Source organism: Alphaproteobacteria bacterium (genome assembly GCA_024244705.1).
GTDB lineage: Bacteria > Pseudomonadota > Alphaproteobacteria > JAAEOK01 > JAAEOK01 > JAAEOK01.
On the sequence record JAAEOK010000030.1, the window covers coordinates 1 to 18246 of the forward strand.

Annotated in this window: 16 protein-coding genes; 6 read left to right on the forward strand and 10 right to left on the reverse strand. The window is 60.4% G+C overall.

Annotated features, from left to right (window positions below):
• Nucleotides 1-605: 605 nt before the first annotated feature.
• On the reverse strand, nt 606-1088 hold the full coding sequence (locus GY791_02445; GenBank protein MCP4327282.1) for a winged helix-turn-helix transcriptional regulator: 483 nt from the start codon (nt 1086-1088) through the stop codon (nt 606-608).
• Nucleotides 1089-1529: 441 nt separating this feature from the next.
• Between GY791_02445 and selD the strand changes: the two genes are divergently transcribed.
• Nucleotides 1530-2597, forward strand: a complete 1068-nt coding sequence (gene selD, locus GY791_02450; protein MCP4327283.1) for a selenide, water dikinase SelD — start codon at nt 1530-1532, stop codon at nt 2595-2597.
• A 2-nt stretch (nt 2598-2599) separates the two neighbouring features.
• On the opposite strand, the gene yqeC is transcribed toward selD, so the two are convergent.
• The 7 genes from yqeC to GY791_02485 all read right to left on the reverse strand — a co-directional run bounded on the left by yqeC (nt 2600) and on the right by GY791_02485 (nt 10149).
• On the reverse strand, nt 2600-3364 hold the full coding sequence (yqeC, locus tag GY791_02455) for a putative selenium-dependent hydroxylase accessory protein YqeC (protein MCP4327284.1): 765 nt from the start codon (nt 3362-3364) through the stop codon (nt 2600-2602).
• The gene (locus tag GY791_02460; GenBank protein ID MCP4327285.1) at nt 3349-4155 is read right to left on the reverse strand and encodes an EF2563 family selenium-dependent molybdenum hydroxylase system protein; all 807 of its coding nucleotides are present in this window, start codon (nt 4153-4155) and stop codon (nt 3349-3351) included. Before GY791_02460 ends, yqeC begins: the two co-directional genes overlap by 16 nt.
• A 57-nt stretch (nt 4156-4212) precedes the next feature.
• Nucleotides 4213-4845: a nucleotidyltransferase family protein gene (locus GY791_02465; GenBank protein ID MCP4327286.1), complete on the reverse strand. Its 633-nt coding sequence runs from the start codon at nt 4843-4845 to the stop codon at nt 4213-4215.
• 12 nt (nt 4846-4857) lie between these two features.
• Entirely contained in the window at nt 4858-6180 is a 1323-nt protein-coding gene (locus GY791_02470) for a phenylacetate--CoA ligase (GenBank protein ID MCP4327287.1), read from the reverse strand.
• Nucleotides 6181-6211: 31 nt separating this feature from the next.
• Nucleotides 6212-8572, reverse strand: a complete 2361-nt coding sequence (locus tag GY791_02475) for a molybdopterin-dependent oxidoreductase (protein ID MCP4327288.1) — start codon at nt 8570-8572, stop codon at nt 6212-6214.
• 27 nt (nt 8573-8599) lie between these two features.
• Nucleotides 8600-9034 (reverse strand): (2Fe-2S)-binding protein, encoded by a 435-nt coding sequence (locus GY791_02480; protein ID MCP4327289.1) that lies wholly within the window; start codon nt 9032-9034, stop codon nt 8600-8602.
• A 104-nt stretch (nt 9035-9138) separates the two neighbouring features.
• Complete coding sequence (locus tag GY791_02485; protein ID MCP4327290.1) at nt 9139-10149, reverse strand: hypothetical protein; 1011 nt, start codon at nt 10147-10149, stop codon at nt 9139-9141.
• Between the two features lie 422 nt (nt 10150-10571).
• On the opposite strand from GY791_02485, the gene GY791_02490 reads away from it, so the two are divergent.
• The 4 genes from GY791_02490 (at nt 10572) to GY791_02505 (ending at nt 15316) form a co-directional block, all read left to right on the forward strand.
• Nucleotides 10572-11099 carry a cytochrome c gene (locus tag GY791_02490; GenBank protein MCP4327291.1) on the forward strand — a complete coding sequence of 176 codons (528 nt, stop codon included), beginning with the start codon at nt 10572-10574 and terminating at the stop codon, nt 11097-11099.
• Nucleotides 11074-12435: a cytochrome c oxidase subunit I gene (locus GY791_02495; protein MCP4327292.1), complete on the forward strand. Its 1362-nt coding sequence runs from the start codon at nt 11074-11076 to the stop codon at nt 12433-12435. Before GY791_02490 ends, GY791_02495 begins: the two co-directional genes overlap by 26 nt.
• A gap of 657 nt (nt 12436-13092) precedes the next feature.
• Entirely contained in the window at nt 13093-14631 is a 1539-nt protein-coding gene (locus tag GY791_02500) for a hypothetical protein (protein ID MCP4327293.1), read from the forward strand.
• A 103-nt stretch (nt 14632-14734) separates the two neighbouring features.
• Nucleotides 14735-15316: a cobalamin-binding protein gene (locus GY791_02505; GenBank protein ID MCP4327294.1), complete on the forward strand. Its 582-nt coding sequence runs from the start codon at nt 14735-14737 to the stop codon at nt 15314-15316.
• Between the two features lie 261 nt (nt 15317-15577).
• Here GY791_02505 and GY791_02510 read toward each other — a convergent pair whose 3' ends face one another.
• Nucleotides 15578-16126 (reverse strand): carboxymuconolactone decarboxylase family protein, encoded by a 549-nt coding sequence (locus GY791_02510; protein ID MCP4327295.1) that lies wholly within the window; start codon nt 16124-16126, stop codon nt 15578-15580.
• Between the two features lie 251 nt (nt 16127-16377).
• Between GY791_02510 and GY791_02515 the strand changes: the two genes are divergently transcribed.
• Nucleotides 16378-17073: an IS6 family transposase gene (locus tag GY791_02515; protein MCP4327296.1), complete on the forward strand. Its 696-nt coding sequence runs from the start codon at nt 16378-16380 to the stop codon at nt 17071-17073.
• A 1052-nt stretch (nt 17074-18125) separates the two neighbouring features.
• On the opposite strand, the gene GY791_02520 is transcribed toward GY791_02515, so the two are convergent.
• The coding region (locus GY791_02520) for an IS630 family transposase (protein ID MCP4327297.1) at nt 18126-18246 on the reverse strand (121 nt) is incomplete at its 5' end.

Below are 18246 nucleotides of genomic sequence, written 5' to 3' on the forward strand. Positions count from 1 at the left end.
AAAAGTCGGTGAGATGGGCAGGGCTCGCAATAAAAGAATCGACACGGTGCCACTAGCGAAAAGAAAGAATCGCCCCCGGGTCATTTAGGAATCATTCTTGCTCAAATCCGTGCCGGAAATAGTTTTTCAGCAGCCTGCTAGTGAAAACGGTCCAAAGACGGTGGCGGAGGCTCGCAACCAAAGAAATCAGCGGGGTCCACTAGAGGCAGCCGCATGACAAGCCAAATTACTCCAAAGAGAGTGCGCCCAAATGGGGAAAATAGGGCGTCATCCGCGCATGCTTTATTTGACCGTCATGGGGTCTGTATAAGCTCAAATCTCTCAGATGACGCATCTGACCGATGCATTACTTGTCTGATTGTGATGCAGGAATCAGTAGATTATATCAGATATGGGGTGGCTCAGATGCAAACACTGGAGGGTGAATCGAATTGCCGTCCACTTCGACCCTGTTTCGACTGCCATCTGAAGCTGGAGTTCCGCGGATCGAGAGCCTCCTCCGATGCTGATCCGCCGGCCCCCGTGAACTCGACGGCGCCCTCCGGCGGACCCATTGATGGCCGGTGTATTGGCCGACCTACGGCAATGACTTGGCAAGGCCGGCCTCAGTCGAAGGCTAGCGATATCTTCTGCAGCAGGCGAAGTAGCTGTTCGCGCTCGGCCGGCTTCAAGGCAGCCGCCATGCCACATTCCTGTACCTCGACGTGTTTGGTCACCCGTTTCAGCACCTTGTGCCCGGATGCAGTCAGCCAGAGCCCATAATATCGCCGATCCGCCGGATCGCGCCTTCGGCGGATGAGGCCGCGCCTTGCCAGCCGCTTGATCGAATGCGACAAGGTGGACTTGTCTAGCCGGTAAGCGCGAACCAGGCTGATCTGATTGATACCGGGATTAGCGTTGACAACGGTGAGCAAACTGAATTCCCCGGGCGTCGCGCCGGTTTCGCTTGTGATACGTTCGAAATCCCTAAAAATGGCGGTCTGCGCCTGTCGCACCTGGTAACCGACATAGCCCGGCAACTTGCCAAAATCGACGACGGGCGGTCCAGTCCGAGGAGGCCTCGCTTCAACGTTCTTGCGCGGCGGCATCGGCACATCCCTCCATATCGACTTTGGCGTTTACATCGGGGCGCAAACGGGGACATGCCGACCGAGCACCAATCTTCTCACACATCGCCGTCAAAGAATCATTGGCGGCAGTTCGGCACAAAATCAAGCACGTCTTGTGATGACGAGGGACGGCTGCATTCGGCGAGCCGGGTACGCGACGTCGGGGGATGTCCGGGGTGGTAGCCAATCCCAAATCGCCACACGGTTCGCCAACCACTGCCCTGTATCGTGCAAGGCCAACTGGTTGCTGTCCCAAACGTTTTTCGTCATTCCGGGCGTTTGCTCTTACACGCCCGGAATCCTTTGACTTATTCTCTTGTCACTCATATAGTTTTATATACCAACTATTTTAAATTTGGAACAGAGACGTTGGGCTCCAGCCGAGGTCGGGGCCGCCCGGTGGCTGACAAGAGAGGCATCATGGCGCCAGACGAACTGCCCTTGACCCAACTCGCCCGTGCCGCCGGCTGTGCAGCGAAGATCGGGCAGGCCGATCTCAAGGCGGCGCTGTCCCGGTTGCCTGTTGCGAACGATCCGCAAATCCTGGTAAGCCACATCACGTCGGACGACGCGGCGGTGGTCAGGCTCGGCGACGAAATCGCGCTGGTCGAGACGGTCGACGTCTTTCCGCCAATCGTCGACGACCCCTACGACTACGGTCGGATCGCGGCGACCAATGCGTTGAGTGATATCTACGCCATGGGCGCGGCGCCGTTGAACGCGCTCAGTTTCGTCGCCTGGCCGGTTGACCGCCTCGGGCTCGCGCCACTCGCACGTGTGTTCGAAGGTGCCGCTGCCGTCTGCGCCAAGGCCGGCATTACCATCTCAGGCGGCCATTCGATCGTCGACGAGGAACCTAAATTCGGGCTGTTTGTTACGGGCACTGTTCGTCCCGACGCACTGGTGACGAATGCGGGTGCGCGACCCGGCGACATTCTCGTCCTGACCAAGAAGATCGGCACCGGCATCCTGACAACGGCGGCCAAGCGCGGTCGCCTGTCGCGCGACGGCCTGGCCGAAGCCGTCGAGTCGATGGCAACTCTCAATCGCGCGGCGGCCGAGGCGATGTCGGCAGCAGACGTTCGTGCGGCGACCGACATCACCGGATTCGGCCTGCTCGGTCATCTCGGCAACCTGCTGCGCGCTTCGAGCGCGGCAATGGGCCAAATGCTAGGAGCGCGCATCGGCTATTCCTGCATTCCTCTGTTCGACGGCGTCGAGGCGCTGCTCGAGGACGGCTTGTGCCCCGGCGGGACCCGGCGCAACCTCGACCATGCGGCGCCCAATACGCATTTCGCCGATGGACTGGATGAGCCCCAACAGTTGCTTCTAGCTGACGCTCAGACGTCGGGCGGGCTGTTGATGGCCGTCACCGAGGCGACGCTCGATGCTCTTCTCAACGACCTTGGCGAGCGCGGTGTTCCGGTAAGCGCCGTGATCGGCAACATCGAGATCGCCGACTCGCCCGGTCGTGTTACGGTCGTCTAACCTCAGAAGAAGACGACGTCGTCGACGACCACCGGTGACGGCAGCAACGTGCCGGTGACCACCCGGTCTGGAACGCGACCAGTGGCCGCCGCGAGGGTCTTTGTGACCCGCTTCGCCCCGGCAAGGCGCCACGGGTCGTCGGCCCGGTTGAGGAACAGGGTCCTATCCGCGCGATCGGGGCAACCTCTTGCCAAGCCGTCATCGTGGACGATCATGTGCCCAAGGGACTCCGCCGACACCGGCGCGCCGGGGACGAGGCCCGTACGCATTGCCCACAGGTCGGATCGGAACAGGTTTTCCTCGTTCAACGGTTGACCAAGCCCGTTCAGACCGGCGACGATGATTAGCCTGTCCGTCGCCGGCGGAATGACCGGCTCATGATCTGCCGGGGCTTTTAGGGGTCTTTGCGCGGCACCATCGGCCTCGACCAGAATGCGATCGAAGCCCGCTTCTTCCTTCAGCCGATCAATGGCATCGGGCGCAATGCCGGCGAGCTTGTTCCCGTCATCGATCACATCCGAAACGGCAATGGCGACGAGGGCAGCGGCTGGCGGGACTACAAGTGTGCCATCGAAGGTGACGACGGGCCATGGGCCGTCCGCTTCGGCTTTCGCAATCTTTGTCGTGGTCGTAACCAGCACCCGTTCGCCGGCGGCAGCGAACTCCCTCGCCAGCGCAAACATCAGTGTCGTCTTGCCGCCGGCGCCACAGAGGGAGACCAGACGGGCTTGCTCCAGGCCGAGCGCTCGTATCAGCATTCCGTCCATGCGGTCGGATCGTTGCAGCGCCTCATCACGCACTCAAGCACCGATCCCGAGATCGCCCGCGCCTTGTCGGAAATGGTCGTGCAATAGTCCGGCCTACCCCTGGGGTCGATATCGCCTACCTTGAGGCCCGCGGGAACGTTTGTTCCCGGCCGAATCAAGCCGCGCAGGACACCGTCGATCCTGGCCTCGACCGGATGGCCGGCAACCCGGCCGACGATATCGCCCTTGTGGACCTGTTCGGCGATTGCCCTATCGGTTTCGAACAGGCCCCCTGTTGGCGTGCGCAGTACCCGCTCGGCTGAATAACCCGCGATGCTCCCCGGCACGCCCGTGTTCGGCGCGGCGGAGCCGACTGTGATGATGCGTCCCAAATCATGTCCGCGGTTGGTCTCGATGACGACATGACAATCCTTGCCGGCCTCGAACCCCGGCCCGAGCGCGATGACGACCCGGGCCGCATCTCGGTCCGTGCCGAGGTTTCGCTTGGCCAAAACAGCATCGACCATAATGTCCGGTGCGAAGTCCGCAACGCGGGCCCAGTCTGTGGCCAGCATGACGGCAAGCTTCTGCTGTCGCCAAGCGGCGAGTATGTCGGCACGGTTGCGGGTGGCAAGTGCCCCAACCCCCTCGACGACGGAGGCACCGGATTGGAGCGCTGGGCAGAACGCAACCGTGCGGCGGACGCAGAGCGGGTCGGGCAGGTCGATCAGGCAGACTTGTCGTATGTTGGCCATGTACAGCCGCCAGGCGATCGCGCTCGCCATCTCGCCGGCGCCCTTGATAAGGACCATGGGCGACAGGCCGGCTGCGATAGCGCTCTGCCCGGGAAATCGGGTCGGGTTCCGCATTCAACCCCCGGTGCCGCGTAGGATGTCCAGGTCGTGATCGCGGTCGACATCCTGAAATTGGGCATCGTTGGCGAACTCGACCGCCGTTGCGGCGTCGCGGTTCGCGTCGATCACGGCGCGGGCGCCGGTATCGCCTTTCAACGCCAAGATGTGTGGATAGAACCTCGCGGAGAAGATGACCGGGTTGCGCCGCCTACCGTTGCAGGACGGAAAGCAGATATCGGTCCTCTTCTGTTTGTGGGCAGCGATCAACTCGTCGATGATCCCGGCGTCGAGTAGCGGCTGATCGCCCATCAGGAACATGACTGCCGGACAATCGAAGCCGACCGCTTCAAGCCCCGCGATCACCGATTGGCTCTGGCCATTCCGGTACGCATGATTGGTGGCTACGGCACAGCGGTCGCCATCGAGGAGGCCCGTCAACGCAGCACGAACCCGGTCGCTCTGATGGCCAAGCACAACCACAATCCGGTCGAGACGCGAGGCCAGCGCTGCCTTCAGCGCGTGCCGGACCAACGGCGTGCCGTGCAAAAGGGCGAGCAGTTTGTTGCCGCCGAACCGTCGCGAGAGGCCGGCAGCGAGGACGACGCCTGCAACCCCGGATCGGCGATGAACCATTGCAGGTGTTGACACGACACACACCCGTCAGGTCTCGCGGATGACGCGTTTCGCCTTGCCCTCGACACGGGGAAGGTCACCGACTTCAACGATTTCCACCTCGGGGGTGACGCCGACGCGGAATTTGACCGAATCGATGAAGCTGTCGCGCGCCTGCTCAAGCTGGCTGCCGGCTACATAGGCGTGCGCCGGCTCGACGCGTATCGTCAGATGCTTCCCGCAGCCCATTTTCGGTACCATGATCTGGTATTCCAGCGACAGGTCGCCGACGCCATGGAGCAGGTCCTGGATCTGCCCCGGATAGATGTTGACGCCGGCATAATGGAACATGTCATCAACGCGGCCGAGTACGCCGCCGTCGAGCCGCAGATAAGTTCTGCCGCACCCGCAGCGATCGCGGTTGAATCTGACCAGGTCCTTCATCCGATATCGAATCAGGGGGACGCTTTCGCAGGTCAGGTTGGTCAGGACCAACTCGCCGGTCGTACCGTCCGGCAGAGGCTCGAGAGTCTCAGGGTCGAGCACCTCGGCCAGATACGCCCCTTCGATCATATGGGTCCCTTGATGCTCCGCGCACTCATAGCCGAAATTGCCGATTTCCGTCGAACCGATGTCGTCGAAACATTCGGCTCCCCATTGCTCTTCCATCGCCTTCTTGGTCGTCAGCACGGCGGCACCCGGCTCGCCGGCGGCGACCACCTTCCGGATCGGCGAACCGGCCAGGTCGAGCCCGAGCTTCGATGCCGTCTCCGCCAGGTAAAGGAGGTAGGTTGGCGTTCCGCAGACCACACTTGCGCCCCAGTCGACCAAGGCGCGAAGACGGTGTTCGGAGCTTTGCCCGCCGCCGGGGATGATCATCAATCCGGCCTTTTCCATCGCCGCCTGAAAGCCCCACCAGGCTGCGAATAGGCCATAGTTGAAAGGGACGAACAGGACGTCCGATTTGGTCAACCCATAACCGCAGCGGAAGTGCATGAACTGGTCATAGTAGTTTTCAAACCAATCCTTGTTGTTGAGCAGGATCCGGACCGGCTTCCCCGTCGTCCCTGAGGTCTGGAAGACGCGGATCGCCTCTTCGGGTCCAATGCAGGCGAAATCGCCCCAAGGCGGGTGATCACTCTGGCTCCGCCTGAGCTCCTCCTTTTCAGTGAAAGGAATCCGCCGCACATCGTCGACAGTCCGAATGTCGTCTGGCCTAAGGCCCGCGTCGTCGAACTTACACCTGTAGAACGGGCTTCGCTCGTAGACGAATGCCAACTGTTCGCGGACTCTGTCCAACTGGTACCGTTCGAGTTGCGACCGCGGCATGCACTCGAATTCCGCGTTCCAGTAGTCAACGTCTTGCATCATCGGCATCAATTCCGTTGTCGCCATTTCCCCCTTAGGCACACAATCGTTGCTTACGGCGCTCCAGTTGCTTGAGGCCCTGGACAATCCTCTCGGGCGAAAACGGCGTCGAATAGAGGCGCACGCCGGTGGCGTCGTAGATCGCATTTGCGGTCGCCGCCAGGATGCCAGATACCAAGCCTTCGCCGACTTCCTTAGTCCGGTATGACTTGCCAACGCAGTACTCCTCGGTGATGACGTCGGCGTCCTCCGAGGCAGCCATGTCGTGGATGGTCGGCATCCGGTAGTCGAGCCAGCTAGTATTCAGCGTGTAACCATTCTTGGTGATCAACTCCTCCATGAAGGCGTGGCCGAGCGCCATCGAGACTTGGCCGTCGATCTGTCCCTTGACCAAACCCGGATTGATCGGGAAACCACAGTCGTGAACGGTGAGCGCCTTTACCAGCTTAGCCTCGCCAGTCTCGATGTCGACCGCGACCTCGGCAACCTGGGCACTGAAGGCGTAATTCTCGGTCCACCGGCCCTTGGTCGTTGCCAGGCTAGGGTGGAACGGCTCGTCGCGCATCGTACGCCAGAAGCCCTCGCCGATCACAGTATCGCCGCGTCGCGTAGCAACGCTGGCCGCGATAATCTCTCGATAGGTCAAGCGGCGCTCGGGGTCGCAGCGATTGAAAATGACCTTATCCTCGACGGCGAGGTCGTCAATTGGCACGCCGATTATCTCCGCCGCCACCTGCAGCAGCTTCTCGCGAGCATTGGAGGCGGCTTGGCGGGCGGCGTTCCCGGTGACATAGGTCATGCCGCTGATCCAGGCCCCGATGTCCTGCGGCGTAGTGTCGGTATCGGAGGAAATGATCCGGATATCGTCCATCCCGAGGCCGAGTTCCTCGGCGACGATCTGTGCAATCACCGTCTCCGAGCCCTGGCCGATGTCGAGGGCGCCGGTGAGCACGGTCGCCGAGCCGTCATCGTTCATCTTCACGATGACACCTGAGCCGTTGGGATAGATCAGCGTGCCGCCCATATAGGAACTGATCCCGATACCGATGCCGCGACGGATGGTTCCATTCGCTGATGGCGCGCGGCGGTCACGGCCGTATTTTTTCAACAGGTCGGATTTCTCCGCCGCTATCTTGATGCAATCGATTAGAGCGCCGTTGTGGGTGTTGTCACGGTTGGGCAGCTCCTCCCATGGCTCGCGAGCGTTGCGTAAGCGGATTGCGACGGGATCGAGGCGGAGCTCCTCGGCGATGATATCGAGCTGTGATTCGATCGCGAATCGGACCTGCGGGCAGCCGTGGCCGCGCTGCGGCGCACGGACCGCGTAGTTGGTGTAGACCGAATAACCCTCGTATTTCAGGTTGGGCACACGATAGGGGGCCATCGTGAAGCCCCAGGCGAGAAATACAACGACCACGCCGCTACCGCGGTATGCGCCCGCGTTGTTGATCACCCGCAATTGCTGCGCCAAGATCTCGCCATCCTTCTTGACGCCGGTCTTAACCTCGACGATCAGCGGCTGGCCATGGCGGTAGGCCGAGAAAATCTCCTCTCGGCTGGCGACGATGCGGACCGGCCGGCCGGTGATCATCGACAGCCGTGCCGCACAGTATTCGTGGGAGTAGAGGTCGATCTTTCCGCCGAAGGTGCCGCCGACATAGGCCTTGTGGATGCGTACCGCGGCGTAGGGCAGGTCGAGTACTTTGGCCAGCTTGGCGCGCTTGACGAACGGTCCCATCGAGGAGGTCCATACGTTCAGCTTATCGCTTTCCCAGTGCGCCAGCGTGACGTGGGGCTCTAGATAGCCGTGCGTCCTGAGGTGGCTCTCGAAACGATCCTCGCGGACATAGTCCGATTCGGCGAAGCCTTTTTCGACGTCGCCCCAGCCGGTCTCCGTCTTTCCGCCGATATTCGCATAGGGTTCCGTTTCCTTGACCTTGGGATGGCTGGGATGGATTTCCGGCGCATCCGGCTGCATCGCCTCGTAGGGGTCGAAGACCGCAGGCAGTGGCTCATAGACGACGTCGATCAGCCGCAGCGCCTGTTGTGCCGTAATGGCGTCGACCGCAGCGACGGCGGCGACTTCTTCGCCAACATGGACAACCTTATCGCGAGCCAGCACCTCCTGGTCGGCAGGATAGCGCGGCGTCTCGACGAAGCCGTGCTTGATGCCCTTGGTGTCGTCGACGGTGATCACCGCCTTGACACCTTCGAGTGCGAGGGCACGGCTGGAGTCGATGCGGGCGATCCGGGCATGGGGATGAGGGCTGCGCAGGATTCGGCCGGTCAGCGTGCCTGGGAGTTTGACGTCTTCGCTGTAGACCGCCCTGCCGGTGACCTTGTCCGGTCCGTCCTTGCGCCTCAAGCTCTTGCCGATGTGTTTCAGTTCGCTCATAGAACCTGTCCTTCGCGCTGCCGAGAGCTATTGGAAGACCGGCTTGACGTCCTCACCCGCGGCCTGGCGAACGGCGTCGAAAATCGAATTGTAGCCGGTGCACCGGCACAGATTGCCCTCCAGCGCTTTCCTGATTTCGGCGTGTGTTGGCGTCGGGTTTCGCTCCAGCAGCGCAGTCACCGACATCAGCATACCGGGGGTGCAATAGCCGCACTGCACTGCGCCCTGGTCGAGGAATGCCTCCTGGACCTTGCTGAGCTTGTCGCTGTCGGCCAGGTCCTCGACAGTGCGGACCTGCTTGCCGTCGCAATCGACGGCCAAGGTGATGCAGGACAGCACCGGCCGGCCGTCGAGAACAATGGTACAGGCGCCGCAGGCCCCCGATTCGCAGCCGTGTTTGGTCCCGGTCAGTCCGATTCTTTCGCGGATCACCTCGACCAGCGGAGTACGTGGCCGCACCATGAACTCATGCGACTCGCCGTTTACCTCCACGGTGATATGGCGGGGCCGCGACTTCGTCGTGCGACGTGCATTTTTCAGGACTTCCAACACCGTTCCGCCTCCTGTTATGGGCCGCTGCCACCACTGGCACGCTCCGCTGCCGCGCCAAGTGTGCGTTGTAGATAGACCCGGATAGTCTCGATCATGTGCATGACGCTGTAGCCATGATGGGGAAATGGCCGCACCGCCCGGCTCGCATCCTTGGCCGCTTTGGCAATAGTCGCGGCGTCGAGCGGTCCGCCGGCTAGCGCCTCTTCGGCCACTTGCGAACGAACCGGCCCTTGCCGAACGGCGCCGAGAATAATCCGCGCATCGGTGCAAGTTTTCCGATCCTTGTCCGCTTCCAGCACCACCGCCATGATGGCCATCGCGTATTCGAGCCCGCCTCGGACCGTCGATTTGTGGTAGCCCCAGCCCGACCGCGGCGGCGCCGGGGGGACGACGACCGCGCGGACGATCTCCGCCGGGCCGAGCGACAACGGCCTCATGCCGTCGCCAGTAAAGAGTGCACTCGCGTCGATGCGGTGGACGCCAGTGCTCGACAGGATTTCGATCTCGGCGCGGAGGGCGATCAGCGCCGGTGCGATATCGGACGCATATACCGCCCAGCAGATGTCGGACGCATTGTTCGGAAAAGGATAGCAACAATCGCCGCCGCGCTTGTAACAAGGTGCGGCGAATTGGTAGTCGTGCTTCTGGTTCAGATAGAGGCAACGCGCCTCTTGGCACAAGTTGCCGCCCAAGGTTCCCATCTCCCGGGTTTGGTTACTGCCGACAGCGCGAATGCTCTCGGCCAGCATGGGATGGGCATCCTGGACCAGGCTGGACCGTTCCAGGTCGGCCAAATGTGACAGGGCATCGAGCCTGATCGAACCGTCGGCCAGGGGTTCGGGAGGTTTCGGCTCGATTCCGCCGAGGCTGACCAGCAGTCCGGGTGTCGTGATCTCGACCCGCATGTTGGGGAGGAGATCCGTCCCACCGGCAAGTAGCCGGGCGTCATCGCCGGCTCGATCGAGAAGTGCGACGGCCTCTTCGAGTGTGTTCGGTCGTTCGTATTCGAAGTCGAATAGAATCATGACACGACTCCCGATCAGCCGGAGCAGTCCGCAAGATGCCCCAATCCGAACCAACTTGGCCGTCTCGCCGCGCAGCCCGTCACCGGCTTCGGCTTCGGCTTCGGCTTCGGAGGGCATTTTGGCCGGGGCGACCGGTCAGATAGTTGGTATATAAAACTATATGGCCGGGAGAGCGAAGGATCAATCGTGACCGTTGCGTCGGATCGTCGCGGCCACCGCGAATTAACGTGAGAAATATAATTCCCCAATTTCTCATTTTTTAGAAATTAATTCTAAATTCTTGCCGTGCAGCGAATTTACTTAGAAACCATTACCGAAGGAATAGTGATAGTTTACTCTCGATGGTTTCGCCGCTTATTGCCAAGTGGGGTGGCTATGTCGAATGTCGATCACTGGGGCGATCGAGAGGGAAGCAAATAGGCATGTGGCGTGATCAAAGGCGAACCGTGATCGCGTTGAACGCCTCCGAACCAATGACCGAGGCGGCGTCATCGGCGCGTCAGCCGACGGCCGAGGCCAGGCCGGTGCTCTTGAAGCGCGCCATACTCGTGTCTTTTTGTGCGGCCTTTGCAGTCTACTCCATCTATGTCTGGACGGCGGGAACGGACCTTCCACGGTCCCACGCTCTTGATCCACAGGTCGCGGCCGGCTTCGCTCTGTATCAGGACAAGAACTGCGTGGCTTGCCATCAATTCTACGGGCTCGGCGGGCATATGGGCCCCGACCTAACGAATGTGATATCGACGCCGGACAAGGGCGCCGACTATGCACGGGCGTTTATCGAGAGCGGAACCGGGAAGATGCCCGACTATGGCTTCGACGAAGCAGATGTCGATGCTCTAGTTCGCTTCCTCGAATTCGTCGATTCGGCCGGGACCTATCCGCCCCGGCGACCGGAGCTCAACTGGGATGGAACGGTGGCCTATGACACCAGTCGAGACACCCGATAGCAGCGGCCTCCGCTTCATGCTTCTCGGCCTCCTGGCGTTGGCGGCCAGTGTGTTTCTTGGCGTCGTCGGCGCGTTCAAATTTATCTATCCGGAGTTCCTGGAGGGCGTGCCATTCGCCATGGTCCGGCCACTTCACGTGTCGCTGGCGGTGTCCTGGATCTTCCTGACCGCGATCGGCGGCATTTACTATTACCTGCCGAATTCTTGCAACTTAGCGCTGTTCTCGACCCGTGCCGCGCGCTGGCATTTCTGGATCTTCGTGGTCACCGGGGCGGCCATCCTCGGGGCCTACGGTCTGGACAAGTTTGGCGGACGCGAATATTGGGAGTTCCCGCCGGTGCTTGCGCTGCCGATCCTCCTGTCTTGGGCCCTGTTCGGGGTGAATTACTTCAAGACCGTCGCCAAACGGACGACCGCGTGGCCTGTCTATTGCTGGATGTGGGGGACCGGCATCGTGTTTTTCTTCCTCACCTTGTCGGAAAGCTATCTCTGGGTATTCCCGTTCTTCCGGGAGAACATGGCCAGAGAGATCGCGGTCCAATGGAAGTCTTATGGCGCCCTGGTCGGATCCTGGAACATGCTGGTCTATGGGACCGCCATCTTCGTGATGGAGAAGATCAGCGCCAGCGAGGATTTGGCGCGGTCCAAGATGGCCTTCGCGCTGTATTTCCTCGGCCTCTTCAACCTGATGTTCGGCTGGGCCCACCACACCTATCCCGTGCCGTTCGCCGCCTGGGTCCGGGATTTCGCCTATATCGTCAGTATGTCGGAGCTGTTTATCCTCGGCAAGATCATCTGGGACTGGCGCGGTTCCCTCTCCACCTTTCAGAAATACGGACATCGCTCCGCCTATCGCTTCCTGTTCGCCGCCGACATCTGGGTTTTCATCAACCTGGTGCTGGCGCTGCTCATTTCGGTACCGGTCCTGAACCTGTTCACGCATGGAACCCATGTCATCGTCGCCCATGCCATGGGCACCACGATCGGCATCAACACGATGATCCTGCTCGCCTCAGTCTTCTTCGTTATCGAGCAGCGCGCCAGCAGCGGGGTGGAGAGGCGGTACGCCGGCGCGTTGGGTGCCGGTTTTTGGCTGGCCAACGGTTCGCTGCTGATCTTCTTCTGCGCGCTTCTGGCCGCCGGGCTAGTCAAGGGCACCTACGCCGGCGACTCTTTTCAGGAGATGATGGCGGGGATCGAGCCGCTCCTGCTCGCCTTCGCCATATCGGGAATCGGACTCATGGTTGGATTGTGGCTGATCCTGCTGCCGGCTATCGGGCTGATGAGCGCGTTGGTCTTTCCAGGCCGAAACAGCGTCGGGGCTGGCGCCGCGTAGGCGGAGCCGTTCGCCGCCGGCTCAACGAGTTCAGCGGACGTCTATCTTATGTGAACACGCCGTTCTGCCGATGGCTGTGCGCCACTGATCAACGAACGAGCCCCGGGGATTCTATTGCCCGCCGCTCCACCGTTACGAGCGACCAGCGCCCGATCCGAGTCCGCTTCGGCCGCCAAATAGTGTCCAGAAGGTTTGCAGATTTCTGATCATGGCATCGAACCTGGCGGAGAAGCCACAAATCATTTTCGCACACCCTCCGGGCACCTCAGAAGCAACCACAACTTGGCGCATTGAAATGCCGGAAGCCTATTACTGCATTCAAAGCGGTCGTTCCAAGTACAACTCAACCTCTGGGGGAAACGAGTGAGTCGAAGAATCTCGATGGGCCGCCAATGCTCCAATTGAGCGAGATCAATGACAAATGGACCGAATGCCGCCCTCGTTTCGTATTGCTTGAGTATCATTTGGGGATTCTCGGCTTGGGGCTTCGAGCTTGGTCTCGGTCGGCCGAAACGGTCAGTGTGCTGCCGTTGACACCGCTCTCCGCGGTGGCGGTCTCTTGTCCTCGAAACGTCGTTCACGAATGAGAGAGTGGCAGTGAGTAAACCGATCGACGAAGCGCTTACGAAAACACCGCGGCGAAGCCGACGCGAACGAATGGCAGCCAATGTTGGGCGGCCCCGCGCGCGGACCGCGACTGCCTCTGTGCAGGCAGGGAGCGGCGGCATCGCGGTCAATTCTCGTGACGCCATCGCGGTAAGGCCCGGGTTCTTCTATCTCTCCGATCACAAGATTAACATCCTCCGCGACAAAACCGTCGCGCTATTGGCCGAGCATGGTATCGCGATCAACCACGAGTCCGCGGTCCAGAAACTTGCTGCAGCCGGCGCACGGGTCGATGCGGACGACATCCGCGTCCGCCTGCCGTCAGAATTGGTTGAGGAGGCATTACGCGAGACGCCCCGGCAGGCAACCTTGTTCTCCAAGAGCGACGATGACACGCTCGTCTTGCCGCGCACCGACGGCACGTTTCATCTCCGCACCGGGACCGGTGCGCACGGTTTTATGGATCCGGAGACCGGCACCTATCGAAAGCTCGTGTTGGACGACGCACGGGAGATCGCGCGGCTCGGCGATGGCCTGCCAGAGGTCGGCTTCATCGCCCATCCGTTCGTCAACGACGTCCCCACATCGACCGCCGATATCCACGGTTTTGCTGCCATCACGTCCCATTCGGTCAAGCACAACTTGATCCAGCCCTACAGTGCCGACAACATTGAGTATCTGATGCGAATCGCCGCGGCTGCGGCAGGCGGTGAAGCGGCGCTGCGTGAACGACCAGTCGCGAGCTGCATCGTGACATCATTCACGCCGCTCGAGATCAAGCGCATGGACGTCGAAGCGATCATCCAATCGGCTCGCTTCGGCCTGCCGATCCACGCCTGCAGCCTGCCGACGGCCGGCGGGACGGCACCGGTGACAGTTCCGGGAACAGTCCTGATGGCCGCAACGGAGATCGTCGCCATGGTGACAATGGCCCACGTCCTCGGCCCCGGAACGCCAGTCATCGCGACGCCGCTGATGTTCGCCCTCGACATGCGGACCGGACGCGGCCTGCAATCCAGTATCGAGGCCGTCCAAGCGGCGACGATCGCGGTGCAACTGCTGAAGCGCGGCTTTGGGCTGATGACCCACAGTTACGGCTTCGGCTCCGACACCCCGAATGCTGACGCCCAGTCTCAGGCCGAACGGACGTTACTCGGATCGATGGTCTCGCTCGCCGGTGCCGACATTCTCGGCGGTGCCGGCCAACTTGAATGTGCAACGGCATTGAGCCCGGTCCAACTCGTCATCGACAACGAACTCGCCGGCATGCTCCGTCAATTCCTCCACACACCCGATATAACTGACGAAACGGTCGCATGGGACGACTTACTGAAGGTTGACGTCGGGGCGCATTTCCTAGCCGAGGCGCACACGCTGACGCACTGCCGGGAGCATTTCGCGCCCGAGGCCTTCGCCCGTCTTGGGCGGGACGCCTACGAAGAATCGAGCCAGCGAGACATGCTGACCAATGCTCGCGACATCTGCCGCCAGTTGCTGTCGCGTGACCCGCCCCAGGACCTGCTGGACGACGCGGCGCTCGCCGAGATAACCAGGATCGTGACGGCTGCCGATCAACGCGTCCTGGGGTAGCGATAAGCGGATACTTGGAGATAGGAGGGCAGCATTGATATCGGAAAATCTCGACGATCGCCTCGATGCCATCTATGGCGCGGTGCTGGCCTATGAGGACGAGATGACGGCGCGATTGGTGGCTGCCGAAATCGCTGCCGGCACCGATATCCAGGTCGTCCTGAATGACGCTCTGATCGCGGCGATGGACGAGGTCGGCGACCTCTTCGGCGAAGGCCAGCTCTTCGTGCCTGAAATGCTGATGGCCGCGAAGGCGATGAAGTCCGGGCTCGAGGTCCTGCGCCCGCACCTGGCCGAATCGGGCGCGCAATCAATCGGCACCGTGGTGATGGGAACGGTCGAGCAGGATCTGCACGACATCGGCAAGAACTTGGTCCGAATGATGCTTGAAGGTGGCGGCTTCAAGGTGGTCGACCTCGGTGTCGACGTGAAGCCGGAGGCCTTTGTCGCGGCGGTGTTCGAACACGGCGCCAATATCGTTGGCATGTCGGCGCTATTGACCACAACTATCCCCAACATGAAGAAGACCGTTGCAGCGCTGCGTGACGCCCGATACGACGGCCGCATTATGATTGGCGGCGCCCCGGTGACAGGGGAATTCGCCCGGTCGATCAGCGCCGACGGATATGCCGATGACGCCCCCGGTGCGGTCGACCTGGCACGAAGGTTCGTGCGCAATGATTGAGAGGTGCTTGAATCGATCCTGCACCGCAGACTATTGCACCCGAACAAACGGCTCTTCAGAAAATCCGCTGAGGTCAAGGAAAGGATACCCGGCACTGTTTCGGCTTCATCATTAGCCTCAAGCAGAAGCAAACATTGGGCCGGCTCCGAAAAGCGTCGAGGACGAATGACGCAAGCGCCCATTCGGAGTTCGGAAATCTTTATGTTGCCACCGGATCTCGTCAATGTCGGATTCTAGGGAGCAAACCGTCCGAGGCATTCGTCAACGATCAGGCACGCGGCAGAATCCTTGTGCTGGTACGCCGAGGGCGCTGTTGAATCTATTCGACATTGTCTGGAAGGCGATGAGGCCCGTGAGTTCGACGATTGCATCGTCGTCGAAATGGCCTTTGAGCCGCTCCACGATGTCCTCCTCGATCTGTCGATGTGAGCCGGTCATGGCCTCCGCATAATCCAGGACAGCGCGCTCTTGCGCGCTGAAGATTTCGCTTTCGCGCCAATTTTCGAGGGCCTCGACCTTCTCCGAACTGGCCCCACACTTAAGCAATCTTGCCGTATTGAGGTCGACGCAGAACCGGCACCAGTTGACCTGCGAAACACGCACCGTAACAAGCGAGCGCAATGCCGGGTCTATTGGCGATGATTTTCGGTCGATCATGCCGTAGAGAAAGGCAACGCCTAGAAACAACTTGGGTGCTCGCCCCCAGACGAGGGCAGAATCGAGCACGGCTCCGTACTTGCGGCGCTGATTCCTGAAGAACGGGCGCAGATACCAGGGATAGTCCGTCAGCCGTTTCCGCGCGATTCTCATGATAATTACTCCAGCTCGTGGCACCAGTAGTACCTTCGACATTGGTGGATTTGACTGAATTCCCGACGCAATGGAACAGGGGAATTCTAAGACCAAACAGGGAATTGGTCTTCCCCGTTGGCCTTTTGTGTCAGGTTCGATCTAATGGCCCGTGTCTAGGAGGCAGGCCCCAATTCCAACTCAGACGTTGACACGGCTTTGTCAGAGTAATTTGGCTTGAGGTGCGGTGGACCGATTCGTAGCCTCGCTGGATGCACAGTCCATTCCGTTACTTCAATAGTTCGCCCGAGGTGATCCGCCTCACGGTGATGATGTACATTCGGTATCCGCTATCGCTGCGCCAGGTCGAGGATCTGCTTTTCGAACGTGGCATCGATATCTGTCACGAGACGGTGCGTTTCTGGTGGAAGCGGTTCGGTCCGATTTTCGCTGCCGAGATCCGCAAGCGGCGCGTTCGCAATTTATCGTATTCGCATTGGCGGTGGCACCTAGACGAGGTGTATGTGCGGATCAACGGTGAGACCCACTACCTGTGGCGCGCCGTGGATCACGAAGGCGAAGTGCTTGAGGTATTCGCCACGAAACGCCGCGACCGCAGGGCTGCGCTCAAATTCCTGAAGCGCGTCATGAAACGCTATGGTCGACCGCGGTCCATCGTGACAGATCGCCTTAGGTCGTACCGCGCGGCGATGAAGGTGGTTGGTGTTTCGGATCGTCAGGAGTGCGAACGCTGGCTCAATAATCGGGCTGAGAAATCACATCAACCGTTCCGACGACGAGAGAGTGCGATGGCGAAATTCAGGAACATGGAGACCCTCCAAAAGTTCGCCGCCATCCACGCCTCGATTCACAATCATTTCAATCTGAACCGCCACCTCGACCGCCGCGACATCTTCAAGGAGAACCGAGCTGCCGCCTTGGCTGAGTGGTATCTGCTGGCCGCGTGACAAATTTAGCCGGGTTCACGGAAGCACCGGTGGGAACGTTAGTTTGACAATGCCCACGCGTCTGCTCCGGCTCGCTTTCCTTTGCCCCGACATCACCGGAGCCATTCTGGACGGATTGCAACCTCCCGACCTCACAGCTGCGAGGCTTATGCGTGCCTCGCGGCTACCGATCGACTGGCGCGAACAACGGAAAGTCCTCGGGTTCGCCTGACCCGGCGCCTGCAGGATCCGGTCCGATACGCTGGTCCCTCGCATTTGCGAGTGGCCGTCTTGTTGCGTGTTGGAATCCGCGCATGCTGACGGTGGCCTGGGCCAGCGGCCAATCATCATCGACCGAAGTGGTACTGCCAAAAGGGCTATCAGAGACATCGGGTGGTTGGGCGTGGATCATCTGGGATATGGCCGTCTCTGTGGACCACTTGGTGCCAACCCCGTAGCCGCAGACCCGCGGAAATGGGGGCATCGTCGGCGAAACTGTCGGGACCACCTGGGAGACTCAGAAGACGGTCAGATTGTTGGCGGAGGGAGTGCAACCGGAGACAAATCGTCTCCAATTGCCATGATGGACAAATCCACAAACTTGATAAATGCAACGAGGTCGCCCAAACAGATTTTTTGGATTCGGGCCGTTTTCGGAAACACGATGATACAAGTCCACTACTTTCGAACGAACCATCTAGCAGATAACAGAAATATCTCACCGTGCCGTCAATTAGGACATGTACTCATTAATCATCGTGGCCATCAGACCAAACGGCATGTCCACTTTCGCTCTATAAATTTCCGCTTTCCCCTGATTTGTGTCCAGTCTACTGCCGAAAGCGGACGTGGTTCGTAGGATCCCTGAGAGTCAGCATTTGACCCGGAACGGACATTCAGCCCGCGCAGACATGCGCACGTTGCGAGATCCGCTAACTCGCACGGCAGAGTTCCTGCAGCTCAACACGCGCCAGTACGACCGGCTCGTCGATCGATGGACATGTTCGATCGGCTAAGACCCATCGGCCTACGGTACACATTCGATGCCTCGGACTAATACCAAATCCCGTTGATCATGACCTATGTGCCCATTGCCTGTGTCCGATCGACATGATTTTCCAGGGCTGATCGATGAGCTTGTTCCAGGCGTCACAGCAGTGGTCGACGATGTCGTCGTATGAGTTGAAGACGCGG